Source organism: Sphingomonas sp. TZW2008, from assembly GCF_002117915.1.
Classification (GTDB): Bacteria; Pseudomonadota; Alphaproteobacteria; order Sphingomonadales; family Sphingomonadaceae; genus Sphingomonas.
This window is the reverse complement of sequence record NZ_BDJB01000003.1, coordinates 335,058-350,254: the sequence shown is the minus strand read 5'-3', so window position 1 is coordinate 350,254 and position 15,197 is coordinate 335,058. Positions and strand designations below refer to the sequence as shown.

Here is a 15,197-nt window from a genome sequence, read left to right as displayed (position 1 = left end):
GAGGGCGCGGTTCCGCAGGGGACCGCGCCCTTGCTGTTTGGGGCAGGGCAGGCGACGGGTGAGCGCATGGCAGGATCGACGCTGAACGAGACGCGGCAGGCGGGACGGCGGGTGCCGATCGTGGCGTCGCTGATCGTCGCGCTGGCGATCGCGCTGATGATCGCGCTCGGGCTGTGGCAGTTGCTGATCCGCTTGCCCGAGAAGGAGGCTCAGCTCGCGCAGCTGGCGGCGAATCCGGCGCGGCCGCCGGTCGCCTTTCCGCTGGCACCCGATGATTCGCTGCTCTTCCGGCGCAGCGCCGCGACGTGCCGGGAGGTGGTCGGAATAGGCCGTGCTGGGGCAGGGGGTGCGGGATATCGCCTGATCGCCGAATGCCGTTCGGCGCCGGACGCGCCGACCTTCAAGGTGCAGTTGGGGACGACGCGCGACCCGATGCGCATGGTTAGCTGGACGGGCGGGGCGGTGAGCGGCTGGATCAGCCACGCGCCCGATGCGACGCCGCTCGGGCTGCGGCTGATCCGGCGCGTGCCGCAGCAGATGCTGCTGGTCGCCGACCGCCCGATCGGTGACCTTTCGGCAAACACGCGGCCCGACGTCGGCCTCGTGCCGAACAATCACCTCGCCTATGCCGGCCAGTGGTTCTTCTTCGCCGCGGTGGCGGCGGTGGTATACGTCGTGGCGCTGCGTCACCGCTGGCGGGCGCGCCGGGAGGCCTAAGGCGGCAAACCGGCGTTCGGTGGCGGGATAGACGAGCTACGGTTGTTCTCGCCCCGCGGGGCGGCTAACCGGCGGGCCCATGCGCTACATCAGTACCCGCGGGACCGCCCCGACGCTCGACTTTCGCGGTGCGACGCTCGCCGGGCTCGCGTCTGACGGCGGGCTCTACATACCCGAGCACTGGCCGACGCTGAGCCGCGACGCGATCGCCGGCATGGCGGGGCTGTCGTATGTCGACACGGCGGTGGCGGTGATGGCGCCGTTCGTCGGCGACGCGCTGTCGCACGACGAGCTGCGCGCGCTGTGCGAACAGGCCTATGGCCGCTTCGCGCACGCCGCGGTGACGCCGCTGCGGCAGCTCGATCACGATCAGTGGGTGCTGGAGCTGTTCCATGGCCCGACGCTGGCGTTCAAGGACGTGGCGCTGCAGCTGCTCGGGCTGCTGTTCGAGCGATTCCTGAAGGAAGACGATGGCGCGCCGCTGACGATCGTCGGCGCGACTAGCGGAGATACCGGGTCGGCGGCGATCGATGCGGTGGCGGGGCGCGCGGGGATCGACATCTTCATGCTGCATCCGGCCGGCCGGGTGAGCGAGGTGCAGCGGCGGCAGATGACGACGGTGCAGGCGCCCAACGTCCACAATATCGCGATCCGCGGTGATTTCGATACAGCGCAGGCGCTGGTGAAGGCGATGTTCAACGATCGCGGCTTCGCCGGGCGGTTCCGGCTGAGCGCGGTCAATTCGATCAACTGGGCGCGGCTGATGGCGCAGGTGGTCTATTACTTCTACGCCGCCGTGCGGCTGGGCGCACCCGAGCGCGCGATCGCGTTCAGCGTGCCGACGGGCAATTTCGGAGACGTCTTCGCGGGTTATGTTGCGGCCAAGATGGGGTTGCCGATCGCCAAGCTGATCGTCGCCACCAACGTCAACGACATCCTGCATCGCGCACTGTCCAACGGCGATTATTCCTCGGCGAGCGTGGTGCCGACCGCGACACCGTCGATGGACATCCAGGTGTCGAGCAATTTCGAGCGACTGTTGTTCGATCTGGGCGGGCGCGACGGGGTGGCGCTGGCGGGGCAGATGGGCGGTTTCGAGACGTCGAGGGCGATGCGGCTGACCAACGCGCAGCACGAGGGCGCGGCGGCGCTGCTGACGAGCGCCAGCATCGACGCCGATGGCATGGCGATGGCGATGCGCTGGGCGTGCGAACACGCCGGCGAGGTGATCGACCCGCATACCGCGATCGCGCTCGCAGCCGCGCGCCAGGCAGGTGTCGCCGCGCCGATGGTGACGCTGGCGACCGCGCATCCGGCGAAATTCCCCGAGGCGGTCGAGCGCGCGACCGGAGTGAGCCCGAACCTGCCGTCGCGCGTCGGCGACCTGTTCGAGCGCGAGGAGGCGCTCGTCACGCTCGACGCTACTTTTGGCGCGGTGAGCGACTATATCGCCGGACGCGCGACACCGCGTACCTAATCCACGTCGGTTCAACCTGAGGAGAGGCTGAGCGCAGTCGAAGACTTGTCTCGAAGGGCACGTGCTGTGCTTCGAGACGGCATTTCGACAAGCTCAATGCCTCCTCAGCACGAACGGATGTTTGTGTACGTCCTTCTATTCGAGAGCTGACATGCCATCCCCCCGCCGTACTTTCGCGATCATCTCGCACCCCGACGCCGGCAAGACGACGCTGACCGAGAAGCTGCTGTACGTCGGCGGCGCGATCCACCTCGCCGGCGAGGTCAAGGCGCGGGGCCAGAACCGGCGCGCGCGATCGGACTGGATGAAGATCGAGCAGCAGCGCGGCATCTCGGTCACGTCCTCCGTCATGACGTTCGAGAAGGACGGCGTGTTCTTCAACCTGCTCGATACGCCGGGGCACGAGGATTTCAGCGAGGACACATACCGCACGCTCACCGCCGTCGATTCGGCGGTGATGGTGATCGACGCGGCGCGCGGCATCGAGGCGCAGACGCGCAAGCTGTTCGAGGTGTGCCGCCTCAGGAACGTGCCGATCATCACCTTCGTCAACAAGGTCGATCGCGAGGGGCGGCCGGTGTTCGAGCTGCTCGACGAGATCGCCGATGTGCTCGCGCTCGACGTGTGTCCGATGAGCTGGCCGGTCGGCATGGGGGGCACGTTCGAGGGCGTGCTGGACCTTGCGACGAATCGCATCAGCCGCCCCGATGGCGATAGCCGGACGTTCCAGGGGCGCACCGAGGATGCGCCCGAGCTGCCGGTGGAGGTGGCCGAGGAGATCGAGCTGGCGCAGGCAGGCTATGCGCCGTTCGATGCGGAGGCGTATCGCGCCGGGGACCTGACGCCGGTCTATTTTGGATCGGCGCTCAAGGATTTCGGGCCGGCCGAGCTGATCGCCGCGCTGGCCGATTTCGCGCCGCCGCCGCGCCCGCAGCCGGCCGAGCCGGCGCCGGTGCAGCCCGACGAGAAGGACGTGACCGGCTTCGTCTTCAAGGTTCAGGCCAACATGGACCCGCAGCATCGCGACCGGATCGCGTTCATGCGGCTGTGCTCGGGCACGTTCAAGCGCGGCATGAAGCTGACGCCGACGGGGCACGGCAAGCCGATCGCGGTGCATTCGCCGATCCTGTTCTTCGCGCAGGACCGCGAGATCGCCGATGAGGCGTTTCCGGGGGACATCATCGGCATTCCCAACCATGGCACGCTGCGCGTCGGCGACACGCTGAGCGAGAAGCCGGGGGTGCGGATCACCGGCCTGCCGAACTTCGCGCCGGAAATCCTGCGACGTGTCGCGCTGAAGGACCCGACCAAGACCAAGCAGCTGCGCAAGGCGCTGGACGACCTGAGCGAAGAGGGCGTGATCCAGGTGTTCTATCCCGAAATCGGATCGAACTGGATCATCGGCGTGGTCGGGCAGCTGCAGCTCGAGGTGCTGCTGTCGCGGCTGGAGGCGGAGTATAAGGTGGGCGCGAACCTCGAGCCGTCGCCTTACGATACCGCGCGCTGGATTTCGTCGGACGATCCCGCCGCGCTCAAGGACTTCATGGAGCTCAATCGCGGCGCGCTGGCGAAGGATCGCGACGGCAATCCGGTGTTCCTCGCCAAGAGCGCTTGGGAGGTCGGGTATATCGCCGACCGCTATGCCAAGGTGACGTTCGCCGCGACGCGCGAGCGGTAAGGGCTATCCCAGGCGCTGATCTGCGTTGCCGTCTTCCGTTTGAGGTGGCGGCTGATCGGATGAGCTTTATGTCGGCGACGACGACGGCAAAGCCGCCGTCGTCGGTCGATCGGCTACGCCGTCGCCGGCCGTGACGGCCGATGCCCGCGTGGCGGGCACCGGCACCGCGGCGCGGCGCCTTCGGCCGTCAGAACCGGAAGCCGGCGGTTACGTTCCAGGTACGTGGATCGCCGTAATAGACCGTCTGGATATTGCCGACGCTGGAGAATTCTTGCCCGTCGGTCTTGTACAATTCCTTGGTCAAGTTCTTTACGCCGCCACGCAGATAGTAGCGGCCGCCGGGCGCATCATATTGCACGAAGGCGTTGAACAGCGTGTAGCCATCCTCCGACAGGCCGGGGCGATTGTCGACCGACAGGAACTGCTTGTCGACGAAGCGCACGTCGCCGCCGACCGTCAGGCTGCCCGCGTTGCCGAGCGGGATTGCATAGTCCGACGCGAGGCTGAAGGTGATCGGCGGCGCGAAGGCGGGTTTGCAGACGATCGCCTGGCCGGTGGGATTGCACGAGAAGCTGGCGGCCGGCGCACGGCGCGCGTCGTCGAACTCGCGGTACTTGGCATTGAGATAGCCGAAGCTCGAACGGATCGCCCATTCGGGCATCGGGCGGACCGCGATCTCGCTCTCGACACCCCAGATGCGCAGCTTGCCGGCATTGAGCACGGGCAGCGCGCCGCCGCTCGTCCCCGTATTGTTGCCGGCGCCGACGCGCGCCTGGAAGTTACGGTAATCGGAGTAGAAGGCGGCGCCCGACAGGCTGACGCGCCCGCCGAGGAAATTGCCCTTCGCGCCGGTCTCGTACGTCCACACCGTTTCAGGCTTGAAGAAGGGACGGACGACGGGCTGGCCGTTCACCACCTCCGTCACGTCGTTGAGCGAGTTGACGCGGCCGTTGAACCCGCCCGATTTGAAGCCGCGCGAGGCGGAAGCGTAGAGCAGCGTATCGCGCGTCGGCTTGAACGACAGCGTGGCGGACGGCGTCCAGGCGTCGAACGACACTTCGTTGTCCGCATTGAGCGGCGCGGGCAGGTTGCCCGGGAAGGCGAACGTGATGTTGTTGAGCGCGGGCAGCGTCGAGACGGTGCGCGTGAAGCGATCGTAGCGCTTCGTCTCCTTGGTGTAGCGCAGCCCGCCGGTGAGCGAGAACTGATCGGTCAGATCGTAGGTCAGCTGGCCGTAGGCGGCGTAGCTGTCGAGCCGCTGATCGTCGTCGATGAAGCGGGTGAAGGTGAAGGGGATGGCGGGCGTGAGTTCGAACAGGCTGTCGGCATAGGCCTCCTGATGCGAGGTCACGTCTTCGCGCAGATAGTAGAGGCCGAACACGCCGTTGACGCGATCGCCGGCGTATTTCAGCTGCAGTTCCTGGCTGAATTGCTGCTGCCGCACGCCGACAAAGACGTCACCGAGCTCGAACTGCGTCGCGTCGATATCGATGAAGGCATCCGAATTCAGATCGCGAAAGGCGCTGATCGAGGTGAGCGTGAAGCCGCCGCCGAGGTTCAGGTTGGCGGTGAGCGCGATGCCGGCGTGGTCGAGGTCCTGACCCTGGCCGGGCGCGAGCGAGGTGCGCGCCTCGTAGCGGAAGCGGCGGCCGAGCGGATAGGCGGGCGCGAGCACGCGCGTGCCGGTGGTGAAGCTGGTCGCGATCAGCGGCGCGGTCGCCTGGCCGAGCGTGGGGGCGGTGCGGATGCGAGTGTAATCACCCGCAAGGCTGAAATCGAGATCGTCGGTCGCCTGGAAACGCAGGATCGCGCGGCCGGCTAGCGTGTCGCGATCGTTGAACTTGCGGCCGGTGACCGGATCGGTGACGAGCCCGTCGCGCTTGTCGTAGACGCCCGCGACGCTGAGTGCGACGCGATCGGTGACGATCGGGGCGGAGACATAGCCGTTGACGAGCCACTGGTCGTAGCTGCCGTAGGTGACGCTGCCGCTCGCGCGAAAGTCGTTCAGGTCCGGCTTGCGGCTGACGATGTTGACCGCGCCGCCGATCGCGTTCTTGCCGTAGAGCGTGCCCTGCGGCCCGCGCAGCACCTCCATCCGCTCGACGTCGAACAGGTTGAACAGCGCGCCCTGGATGCGGCTGATATAGACGCCGTCGACGTAGATGCCGACCGCGGGATCGAACGTCTGCAGCGCATCGGGCTGGCCGATGCCGCGGATGAAGATGTTGGCGTTGGTGGAGGTGCCGCGGCCCTGGACGAGGTTCACGTTGGGCACCGCGCCCTGAATGCCCGAGATGTCGAGCGCCTGGCTCTTCGACAGCTGCTCCGCCGACAGCGCGCTGACCGCGATCGGTACGTCGACCAACCGCTCCTCGCGCCGGCGTGCGACGACGACAATCTCGCCGCCGGCATCGTTCGCGAGAGCTTCGGCCGTGTCGGGCGCGGGCTCGGCGGTCTGCGCGTAAGCCGGCAGCGCGGTGAGCAGGCTGGAGGCGAGAAGCGCCGAAGCGAGCGGCAGACGACGCATGGCGGACGCGCGGAAAGTCATGGGATATCCCCCCCGATGATGAACCGGCGTCCCTGCGACGCCGCCCGGTCTTGGCCGGGTTGTGAAACGATGACGCGTCCAATAGTGAAAGATGAACCAGGTTTCAACTTGGGAATGGAGGGCAGGGTGAGCGAGGCGACGGATAGCGAGGCGATGCCGCCCGAACCCAAGGCGCCGCGCACCGCACGTGGGCGGCGCACGCAGCGCGCGATCCTCGACGCAGCGATGGGTGAGTTCGGGGAGCGCGGCTTCCACGAGGCGTCGATCAGCACGATCACCAAGCGCGCGGGCGTCGCGCTGGGCAGTTTCTACACCTATTTCGATTCAAAGGACGCGGTGTTCCGCGCGCTGGTGCGTGACCTGTCGGACCGGGTGCGTGACCATGTCGGCCCGGCGATCCGCGCTGCACCTGATCAGATCGCGGCCGAGCGCGCGGGCCTCGTCAGCTTTCTCGACTTCGTGCGCGGGCACAAGGCAATCTACCGCGTGATCGACGAGGCGGAGTTCGTCGACCCGGAAAGCTTCCGCCTTCATTACTCAACCACGGCGGAGCGGATCGCCGAGCGGCTGCAGGCGGCAGCGGCACGCGGCGAGGTGCGCGGCGACGTGGGCGAAGTCCACGCCTGGGCGATCATGGGGATGAACGTGTTCCTAGGGCTGCGCTACGGCGTGTGGGACGATGACCCCGCGATCGACGCGATCGGCGATACGATCGCCGCGATGCTGGCGCGCGGATTGGCGGCAGACGGCAAGGCCGCCGCGCGCTAAAGCGCCCGCCATGGCCGAACGCTTTGAGAGACACCGCCAGCCGTGGCGGCCCGACGAGATCCAGAAGCTGCACACGCTGGCGAAGAAGGGGATGGCGCTGAAGGCGATCGCCAAGGCCCTGACGCGCAGCGAGGAATCGGTGAAGGAACAGGCGAAGAAGGACGGCCTGTCGATCGCCAAGCTGCACTGAGCCGGTGGCAAGCGAACCTTATGACGCGATCGTGCTTGGGGGCGGCGCGGCGGGGCTGATGTGCGCCGCGATCGCCGGGCAGCGCGGGCGGCGCGTGCTGGTGATCGATCACGCGGAGAAGGTGGGCAAGAAGATCCTGATCTCGGGCGGGGGGCGGTGCAACTTCACCAACCTCGGCACCGTGCCCGAGCGCTACCTGTCGGCGAACCCGCATTTCGCGCGATCGGCGCTGGCGCGCTACACGCCGGCGGACTTTCTGGCGCTGGTCGAGCGATACGGCATCGCGTGGCACGAGAAGACGCTGGGGCAATTGTTCTGCGACGGATCGGCGCGGCAGATCGTGGCGATGCTGGTGGCGGAATGCGACAAGGGCGGGGTCGAGTTCGCGCTAGGGAACGATACCGGTGCGGTGATGCACGCCGATGGCCTTTTCACCGTCGCGAGTGGCGATCGGACGTATCGCGGCGCGGCGTTGGTGATCGCGACCGGCGGGCCGGCGATCCCGCAGATGGGGGCGAGCGGCTTCGCCTATGATCTGGCGCGGCAGTTCGGGCTGAAGGTGGTCGAGCCGCGGCCGGCGTTGGTGCCGCTGACGCTGGCGGGCGAGGAGCAAAGGTTTCGTGCGCTGGCGGGCGTCGCGACGCCGGTCGTCGCGCGCGCGGGCAAGGCGGCGTTCCGTGAGGCGATGCTGTTCACGCACCGTGGCCTGTCCGGCCCGGCGACGCTGCAGGCGTCGTCCTACTGGCGGCACGGCGAGCCCGTGACCGTCGACCTGGTGCCTGATCAGGATGCGGGCTGGTTACGCGCGGCGAAGCGCGCGGCACCGCGTGCAAGCGGTGGCAAGGTGCTGGCCGGAGCGCTGCCGCAGCGGCTGGCGGACGCGCTGGCAGACGAACTCGGCATCGTTGGCGAGTTGGGCGGCCAGACCGATGCGAAACTCGCCGCGGCGGAGCAGACGCTGGCGGCGTGGCGCTTCACGCCAAGCGGCAGCGAGGGCTTTGCCAAGGCGGAGGTGACGGTTGGCGGCGTATCGACCGCCGAGCTGTCGTCGCAGACGATGGCGGCGAAGAAGGTGCCGGGGCTGTACGTGATCGGCGAGGCGGTCGACGTTACCGGGTGGCTCGGCGGCTACAACTTTCAGTGGGCGTGGGCGAGCGGCGTCGCAGCGGGGCAGGCGATCTAGCCCGACGCAAGTCGGTGCGCGCCCAGAGCCGCAAGCTAGTTTAGTGCGCGGGGGCGACGCCCAGCAGGCTCGCGACCTTGGCTTTGAACGCGCGCAACTTCTCGCCCGACAGCGTCGCGACGCTGGACAGCGAAATCGAGCGCGGGTTCACGTTGACGCCGTTCTTCCAAACTTCCCAGTGAAGGTGCGGGCCAGTCGACAGGCCGGTCGACCCGACGTAGCCGATGATCTGGCCGCGCTGCACGCGCTGCCCCGACGAGACGGCGAAGCGGCTGAGATGGCCGTAGCCGCTGGCGACGCCGCTGCCGTGATCGAGCTTGATGAAATTGCCGTAGCCGCGGTTGCGCCCCGCCATCGCGACGCGCCCGTCGATCGGGGCGTATATTGGCGTGCCGCTCGGCGCGGCGAGATCGAGCCCCTTGTGCATGCGCAGGAAGCCGAGCAGCGGGTGGCGTCGCATTCCGAAGGTGGACGAGACGCGGCCCGAGACGGGCATGCCCATGAAGCCGCTGCGCTTGACCTGGCCGTTGGCGTCCCAGAACTGCCCGCCGTTGCCGTCGCCGTCTTCCCAGCGGACGAGGCGGAGCTTCTTCGATCCCTGATCGAGCCCGGCATATTGCAGCTGGCCGATCTGTATCTCACCGGTCGCGGCACGCGCGTGATCGGCGATGATGTCGAACCGGTCGTTCGCGCCGATGCCGCCGATCGAGGTGCGCGCGGCGATCGCCTTGATATAGGCTTCGACGAGCTTCGCCGAGGCGCCGGCGGCGCGCGCCGAGCGATAGAGGCTGGCGCCGACGAGGCCCTGGATGCGCAGCGGGGTGCGATCGATCGCGATCGGGCGCCGCTCCAGCGTCAACCCGCCCTCCTGGCGGTGCAGCGCGAGGTTGAGGTCGAACCGCGCGCGGAAGGCGAGCTGCTCGAGCGGGCGCGCGGTGCGGCGATCGTGGCGGCGGCCGAGCGTGAGATCGAGCACGGTGCCGGGCTGGAGATCGCCCAGCGCGACCTCGCCTGCCACGAGATCGGCGGCGCGCGCCGCATCGGCGCGGCCAACGCCGGCACGCTGGAGCGCGGCGCCGAAGCTGTCGCCGCTGCCGAGCGTCGCGGTAAGCTCAATCACCGGGCGTTCGGGCGTTTCGGCGAGCGGGCGGACGAGATCGTTCGCCGCCATCCGCCGGCCGGTCGAGGCGCCGAGGCCAAGCGGGGCGATCGACAGCGTGCGTGCTTCCTCGCGCTCCGCACCCGTCATCCCGGTCGCGACGAAGCCGGGGATCGGGCGGATGCCGGGATTGGTCAGCGTGACGGTCGCGATCAGCCCGACGCAGGTGGCTAGGCCGCGCCACCACGTGGCGCTGCCGATACGCGCGCCGAGATCGGGCACCCAATCGATCTGGTGCAGCGCGCCGCGCATGCGATCGTGCAGCGGCACCTGCCGCACCGGCACGATCGCGCGCCCGAAATCGCGCGACCGGGCAAGGCCACGCGAACCGGCGGCGCCGGCAAGCTCAAGTCCTGGCTGCTCGCGCAGAAACACGGCGAGAAGAAGCGCCCCCAAACGCAAAACTGGTCGCCGATCCACCCCCGGCGCAGGCAGGAGCGTTGTGATCGCGAGATGCTAAAGTCAAATTAACCGCCGCGCTGCGCGACTCGCCTTGCGCCGAAGCGTGGGCCGGGCGCGGCGAAACGGCCGGGCTTGATTCAGCTAGTTGATTCAGCGGCGATTGCGCCCGATGTTCAGCGGCATGCCTGGCCATGACAACGCCCGCGTCAGCGCGGTTCTGGGGCCGACCAATACCGGCAAGACCCACCTCGCGGTCGAGCGGATGGTGGCGCATTCGAGCGGCATGATCGGCTTTCCGCTGCGGCTGCTGGCGCGCGAGGTGTACGACCGCGTCGTCGCGATGAAGGGGCCGGATCGCGTGGCGCTGATCACCGGCGAGGAACGCATCGTGCCCAAGGACGCGCGCTGGTTCCTGTGCACCGCGGAGAGCATGCCGATCGATCGCGATGTCGCCTTTGTCGCGCTCGACGAGGCGCAGCTGGGCGCGGACGCCGAGCGCGGGCACGTGTTCACCGATCGCCTGCTGCATGCGCGCGGGCGCGAGGAGACGATGATCCTTGGCTCGGCGGCGCTCAAGCCGGTGGTGCGTGCGCTGGTGCCGGGCGTCGAGATCGTCGAGCGGCCGCGCTTCTCCGACCTCTCCTACGCCGGCGCGAAGAAGATCAGCCGGCTGCCACGCCGCTCCGCGATCGTCGCGTTCAGCGCGGAGGAAGTCTACGCCGTCGCCGAGATGCTGCGCCGGCTGCGCGGCGGGGCGGCGGTGGTGATGGGCGCGCTTAGCCCGCGCACCCGCAACGCGCAGGTGGCGATGTTCCAGGCCGGCGAGGTCGACTATCTGGTCGCCACCGACGCGATCGGCATGGGCCTCAACATGGACGTGGCGCACGTCGCCTTCGCGGGGCTGCACAAGTTCGACGGCAAGCGGCGCCGACGGCTGTTCACCGCGGAGATGGCGCAGATCGCGGGCCGTGCGGGGCGGCACCAGCGCGACGGCACGTTCGGTGCGATCGCGGAAGAGGGCCCCGACGCCTTCCTGCCCGAGGAAGTGCTGGCGATCGAGGAGCATCGATTTCCCACGCTCGACACGCTGTTCTGGCGCGAGGGCGCGCCCGATCTGTCGAGCGTCGACGCGCTGCTCGCCTCGCTGAGCGCGCCGCCGATGCACGACGCGCTGCGCCCTGCGCCCGAGGCGGTCGATCTTGCCGTGGTCCGCCGGCTGACCGATGATCCGGCGGTGCGCGCGCGCGCGCGCGGGCAGGTCGATCGGCTGTGGGCGGCGTGCAGTATCCCCGATTTCCAGAAGCTGGGCGTCGAGCCGCACGCGCGGTTCGTCGCGCGCGTTTTCGGCTATCTTGCCGAGGGATATCTGCCGCACCAGTGGTTCGCCGACGAGGTGGCGCGGCTCGACCGTGCGGATGGCGACGTCGAGACGATTGCTGGGCGCGTCGCGGCGATCCGCACCTGGGCGTATATCGCGCAGCGCCGCGACTGGCTCGCCGACCCCGCGCACTGGGCGGCGCGCACGCTGGCGGTGGAGGAGCGGCTGTCCGATGCGCTGCACGCCAGCCTGACGCAACGCTTCGTCGACAAGCGGACCAGCGCGCTGATGAAGCAGATCGGCGCGGGGGCCGGTGCGCTGCCGGTCGAGATCGGGCCGCAGGGCGAGGTGACGATCGACACCCACGCCATCGGACGGCTCGACGGCTTTCGCTTCACCGTCGCGCCCGAGGCGCGGGCGAGCGACAAGCGACTGCTGCTGGCGACCGCCGAGAAGCGGTTGGCGAGCGAGCGGCGGACGCGCGGCGAGGCGCTGGTGGGGGCGGCCGACGATGCCTTCGTGTTGGAGCCGGGCGGCGGAATAGTTTGGGACGGCCATGTCACGGGGCGGCTGGCCCGCGGGCGCTCGCTCGCGCGGCCGGTTGTCGTACTCGACGATGCGCTCGATTGCCTCGATCCGACGCAGCGGCGGGCGGCGGCCGAGCGGATGCAGCGCTGGGTGGAGGGGCAGATCGCGGCGCAGCTCCCCGCGCTAGCCGCGCTGGCGACGATGGCGCGCGATCCGGCCGCGACGCCGGCGCTGCGCAGCGTCGCGGGGGCGATTGAGGCGAGCGGTGGGCTGGCGGCGCGGCTGCCGGTCCGCGTCGCGGTGGAGGCGCTGACCGGCGCCGACCGCCAGCGGCTGCGCCGCGCCGGCGTGACGATCGGCGCCCTCGACCTGTTCGACGCACGGTTACTGCGACCGCGGGCGCGCGGCTGGCGCGCGGCGCTGCTCGCCGCAGCGGGGCTGGCGGTGCCCGACGCCCCGCGCGACGGCGCGAGCGTACTACCGCGCGGCGCGCCGGGCGCGGTGATCGAGGCTGGCTATCGGCCGCTCGGCACGCAGGCGGTGCGCATCGATCTGGTCGAGCGGATCGCGCGCGCAGCGCACGACGCGCGCAACGGGCGGGCGCCGTTCGTGCCCGATCCGGCGCTCGCCACGTCGATCGGGTTGGAGGCGGGGACGATCGCGCGGCTGATGGCCGAACTCGGTTTCCGGCCGTTGCCCGAAGGGCGCTGGGCATGGCGCGGGCGACCGCCGGCCAAGGTTGCCGCGCCGCGCCGCGACAACGCCTTTGCCGCACTGGCGGAGCTCGGCCTTGGCTGACGCGCGTGGTGCGGGCGCGACGATGCGGCTCGACCGCTACCTGTGGTTCACGCGGCTCGCCAAGACGCGCAGCGCGGCGCAGGCAATGGCGGCGGCGGGGCGGATGCGGATCGACGGCCGGGTGATCGACCGCGCGCACGCCGCGGTGCGAATCGGCAATATCGTCACCTTCGTGAAGGCGGGCGCGGTGCGCGTCATCCGCATCGAGGCTCTGCCGCTGCGCCGCGGCCCAGCGCCCGAGGCGCAAGGATGTTATCGCGAGCTGCAGCCCGGAGCGCCAGACGAGAGTGAATCGCAGGAAGGCGCGGGCGATTGACGCTGGCGGCAGGCAGGCATAGCAGCAGCGCCCAAGTCCGACTGAGGGGAGTTTACCGGCCATGACCTATGTCGTCACCGACGCGTGCATCCGTTGCAAATATATGGATTGCGTCGAAGTGTGCCCGGTCGACTGTTTCTACGAAGGCGAGAACATGCTCGTCATCAATCCCAGCGAGTGCATCGATTGCGGCGTGTGCGAGCCGGAATGTCCCGCCGAGGCGATCCTGCCCGATACCGAGAGCGGGCTGGAGCAGTGGCTGGAGATCAACGCGACCTTCTCGAGCCAATGGCCCAACGTGACGCGCAAGGGCGACCAGACCCCCGCCGATGCCGACGAGCACAAGGGCGAAGAGGGCAAGTACGACAAGTATTTTTCGGCCGAGCCGGGCGCGGGCGACTGATCGCAGCGCTTCGTCACCCGTCCGTCAGGGTCCGAGCGACCGTCAACCGCCGCGCCGGGATCGATCCCGCGCGGCGGTTTTTCGTGGTGGCGTGAAAACGCCAGCGATGCTGCCCGATCGGCGCTGGTAATATTGCTGCAACGCTGCTATATAAGACCACGACGGACGCATCGCTCTTTCGCGTCCGCTGGAGAAGCTCAACCCTTCACGCTTGCGCAGGCCGGATACGGGCGGGCACCAGCCCGCGCATCTCCGCGTCCCTGGCGTGATCAACCCCGAGGGTCCGGTTCCTATGGCTGCCAAGGCGCTGCATTTCGATGTCGGTGATTACGTCGTTTACCCCAAGCACGGTGTCGGCCGTGTCATCGAGCTGCAGAAACAAGAAATCGCCGGCATGCAGCTCGAGCTGTACGTGCTGCGGTTCGAAAAGGAGAAGATGACGCTCCGCGTGCCGACCAACAAGGCCGAGAGCGTCGGCATGCGCAAGCTGTCGAGCGACAAGACGATGCGCGAGGCGATGGAGACGCTGAAGGGCAAGCCCAAGGTGAAGCGCACCATGTGGTCGCGCCGCGCGCAGGAATATGAGGCGAAGATCAATTCGGGCGACCTGGTGTCGATCGCCGAAGTGGTCCGCGACCTGTTCCGTGCCGAGGATCAGCCCGAGCAGAGCTATTCCGAGCGGCAGATCTTCGAGGGCGCGACGAGCCGACTCGCGCGCGAGCTTGCCGCGATGGAGCAGATCGACGAGCCGGCGGCGCAGGAAAAGATCCTCGAGATCCTGCGGGCGGCAGCGGCGATCTACAACAAGGACAAGGTGGCGGCCTGACCCGGTCACGCCGATGATGATCGAGGGGCGCTCCCGGTGGGGGCGCCCCTTTTTCTTTGTCCTGCGCTCATTGTTTACAAGCGTAGTCGAAGCGGCTATCGTTTTCCCGAATCTGCTGGAGACTAACGATGCGCTTCCTTGCCCTGCTGCTGCTTCCCCTCGCCGGTGAGGCGATCGCGCAGGATCGAGGGGGCGTCGAGATTGCGGGCGAGCGCAGCGGCGACGCGATGATCTATCGCGCGCAGGGGTTCGACGGAGTGGCGCTCGGCACTGCGGCGACGGTGGATGTGCGCGTCGGACCGGCGTGGTCGGTGCGCGCGACCGGCCCGGCGGCAGCGCTCGCGGCGCTGCGCGTCGAACGCGACGGCAACACGCTGGCGCTCCGTCGGCCGAAGGGTGCGCGCAACGGCGACTGGCGGCTGGAGCAGCAGGTGCGCATCTCCGTCACGCTGCCGCGGCTCGCCAGCGCGTCGGTCGGCGGGGCGGGGCGTATGCGGGTCGATCAGGTGACCGGCGGCCGGCTGAACGCGGCGGTCGGGGGATCGGGCGCGCTGTCGTTCGCGCGGATCGCGGTCGACGAATTCGACGTCGCGATCGGCGGATCGGGGAGCGTCGCGGCGGCAGGTACGGCCGCGCGGCTCGACGTCAAGACGGGTGGTTCGGGCGGCCTCGTCGCACCCGATCTTCGTGCGCGCAGTGCCGAGGTGACGACGGCAGGGTCGGGCAGCGTGCGCGCCAGCGTCGACGGCACGGCGAGCGTTTCCCTGGTCGGTAGCGGCTCGGTCGATCTTGGTCGGGGGGCGCGGTGCACCGTGTCGCGGATGGGCAGCGGCCGCGTGACATGCGGTAGCTGAAACGGGGTTGCGAGCGATCTGCTGGTGTATTA

The 15,197-nt window shown here is 69.0% G+C and carries 13 protein-coding genes; 11 read left to right on the top strand and 2 right to left on the bottom strand.

What is annotated here, in order from left to right; translation table 11 throughout:
- Positions 1-66: 66 nt before the first annotated feature.
- From B7L05_RS03365 to B7L05_RS03355, 3 genes are all read left to right on the top strand, one after another.
- Positions 67-717 carry an SURF1 family cytochrome oxidase biogenesis protein gene (locus tag B7L05_RS03365; RefSeq protein ID WP_085808787.1) on the top strand — a complete coding sequence of 217 codons (651 nt, stop codon included), beginning with the start codon at positions 67-69 and terminating at the stop codon, positions 715-717.
- Positions 718-796: 79 nt separating this feature from the next.
- Positions 797-2,194, top strand: a complete 1,398-nt coding sequence (thrC, locus tag B7L05_RS03360; protein WP_085808786.1) for a threonine synthase — start codon at positions 797-799, stop codon at positions 2,192-2,194.
- A gap of 151 nt (positions 2,195-2,345) precedes the next feature.
- The gene (locus B7L05_RS03355; protein WP_085808785.1) at positions 2,346-3,872 is read left to right on the top strand and encodes a peptide chain release factor 3; all 1,527 of its coding nucleotides are present in this window, start codon (positions 2,346-2,348) and stop codon (positions 3,870-3,872) included.
- 187 nt (positions 3,873-4,059) lie between these two features.
- Here B7L05_RS03355 and B7L05_RS03350 read toward each other — a convergent pair whose 3' ends face one another.
- On the bottom strand, positions 4,060-6,420 hold the full coding sequence (locus tag B7L05_RS03350) for a TonB-dependent receptor (RefSeq protein ID WP_256926586.1): 2,361 nt from the start codon (positions 6,418-6,420) through the stop codon (positions 4,060-4,062).
- Between the two features lie 114 nt (positions 6,421-6,534).
- Between B7L05_RS03350 and B7L05_RS03345 the strand changes: the two genes are divergently transcribed.
- The 3 genes from B7L05_RS03345 to B7L05_RS03335 are packed head-to-tail and all read left to right on the top strand — an operon-like array spanning position 6,535 to position 8,561.
- Positions 6,535-7,188, top strand: a complete 654-nt coding sequence (locus B7L05_RS03345) for a TetR/AcrR family transcriptional regulator (protein ID WP_085808784.1) — start codon at positions 6,535-6,537, stop codon at positions 7,186-7,188.
- A gap of 10 nt (positions 7,189-7,198) precedes the next feature.
- Positions 7,199-7,378 carry a hypothetical protein gene (locus tag B7L05_RS03340; protein ID WP_066778880.1) on the top strand — a complete coding sequence of 60 codons (180 nt, stop codon included), beginning with the start codon at positions 7,199-7,201 and terminating at the stop codon, positions 7,376-7,378.
- Between the two features lie 4 nt (positions 7,379-7,382).
- Positions 7,383-8,561, top strand: a complete 1,179-nt coding sequence (locus B7L05_RS03335) for an NAD(P)/FAD-dependent oxidoreductase (protein WP_085808783.1) — start codon at positions 7,383-7,385, stop codon at positions 8,559-8,561.
- 40 nt (positions 8,562-8,601) lie between these two features.
- On the opposite strand, the gene B7L05_RS03330 is transcribed toward B7L05_RS03335, so the two are convergent.
- Positions 8,602-10,116, bottom strand: a complete 1,515-nt coding sequence (locus B7L05_RS03330; RefSeq protein ID WP_256926585.1) for a M23 family metallopeptidase — start codon at positions 10,114-10,116, stop codon at positions 8,602-8,604.
- Between the two features lie 175 nt (positions 10,117-10,291).
- Between B7L05_RS03330 and B7L05_RS03325 the strand changes: the two genes are divergently transcribed.
- The 5 genes from B7L05_RS03325 to B7L05_RS03305 all read left to right on the top strand — a co-directional run bounded on the left by B7L05_RS03325 (position 10,292) and on the right by B7L05_RS03305 (position 15,165).
- Entirely contained in the window at positions 10,292-12,766 is a 2,475-nt protein-coding gene (locus B7L05_RS03325; RefSeq protein WP_256926584.1) for a helicase-related protein, read from the top strand.
- A gap of 22 nt (positions 12,767-12,788) precedes the next feature.
- Positions 12,789-13,082, top strand: coding sequence for a S4 domain-containing protein (locus tag B7L05_RS03320; protein WP_085809076.1), 294 nt, complete (start codon positions 12,789-12,791; stop codon positions 13,080-13,082).
- A 61-nt stretch (positions 13,083-13,143) separates the two neighbouring features.
- Positions 13,144-13,485 (top strand): ferredoxin FdxA, encoded by a 342-nt coding sequence (fdxA, locus tag B7L05_RS03315; RefSeq protein ID WP_085808782.1) that lies wholly within the window; start codon positions 13,144-13,146, stop codon positions 13,483-13,485.
- Between the two features lie 292 nt (positions 13,486-13,777).
- A complete protein-coding gene (locus tag B7L05_RS03310; RefSeq protein WP_085808781.1) occupies positions 13,778-14,311 on the top strand; it encodes a CarD family transcriptional regulator in 534 nt (177 codons plus the stop codon).
- A 128-nt stretch (positions 14,312-14,439) separates the two neighbouring features.
- The gene (locus tag B7L05_RS03305; protein WP_085808780.1) at positions 14,440-15,165 is read left to right on the top strand and encodes a GIN domain-containing protein; all 726 of its coding nucleotides are present in this window, start codon (positions 14,440-14,442) and stop codon (positions 15,163-15,165) included.
- Positions 15,166-15,197 lie beyond the last annotated feature (32 nt).

Bases quoted from the DNA above. Each gene is read 5' to 3' on its own strand.
- B7L05_RS03365 (WP_085808787.1), top strand. From the start codon at position 67: ATGGCAGGATCGACGCTGAACGAGACGCGGCAGGCGGGACGGCGGGTG.
- thrC (WP_085808786.1), top strand. From the start codon at position 797: ATGCGCTACATCAGTACCCGCGGGACCGCCCCGACGCTCGACTTTCGC.
- B7L05_RS03355 (WP_085808785.1), top strand. From the start codon at position 2,346: ATGCCATCCCCCCGCCGTACTTTCGCGATCATCTCGCACCCCGACGCC.
- B7L05_RS03350 (WP_256926586.1), bottom strand. From the start codon at position 6,420: ATGACTTTCCGCGCGTCCGCCATGCGTCGTCTGCCGCTCGCTTCGGCG.
- B7L05_RS03345 (WP_085808784.1), top strand. From the start codon at position 6,535: ATGGAGGGCAGGGTGAGCGAGGCGACGGATAGCGAGGCGATGCCGCCC.
- B7L05_RS03340 (WP_066778880.1), top strand. From the start codon at position 7,199: ATGGCCGAACGCTTTGAGAGACACCGCCAGCCGTGGCGGCCCGACGAG.
- B7L05_RS03325 (WP_256926584.1), top strand. From the start codon at position 10,292: ATGTTCAGCGGCATGCCTGGCCATGACAACGCCCGCGTCAGCGCGGTT.
- B7L05_RS03320 (WP_085809076.1), top strand. From the start codon at position 12,789: ATGCGGCTCGACCGCTACCTGTGGTTCACGCGGCTCGCCAAGACGCGC.
- fdxA (WP_085808782.1), top strand. From the start codon at position 13,144: ATGACCTATGTCGTCACCGACGCGTGCATCCGTTGCAAATATATGGAT.
- B7L05_RS03310 (WP_085808781.1), top strand. From the start codon at position 13,778: ATGGCTGCCAAGGCGCTGCATTTCGATGTCGGTGATTACGTCGTTTAC.
- B7L05_RS03305 (WP_085808780.1), top strand. From the start codon at position 14,440: ATGCGCTTCCTTGCCCTGCTGCTGCTTCCCCTCGCCGGTGAGGCGATC.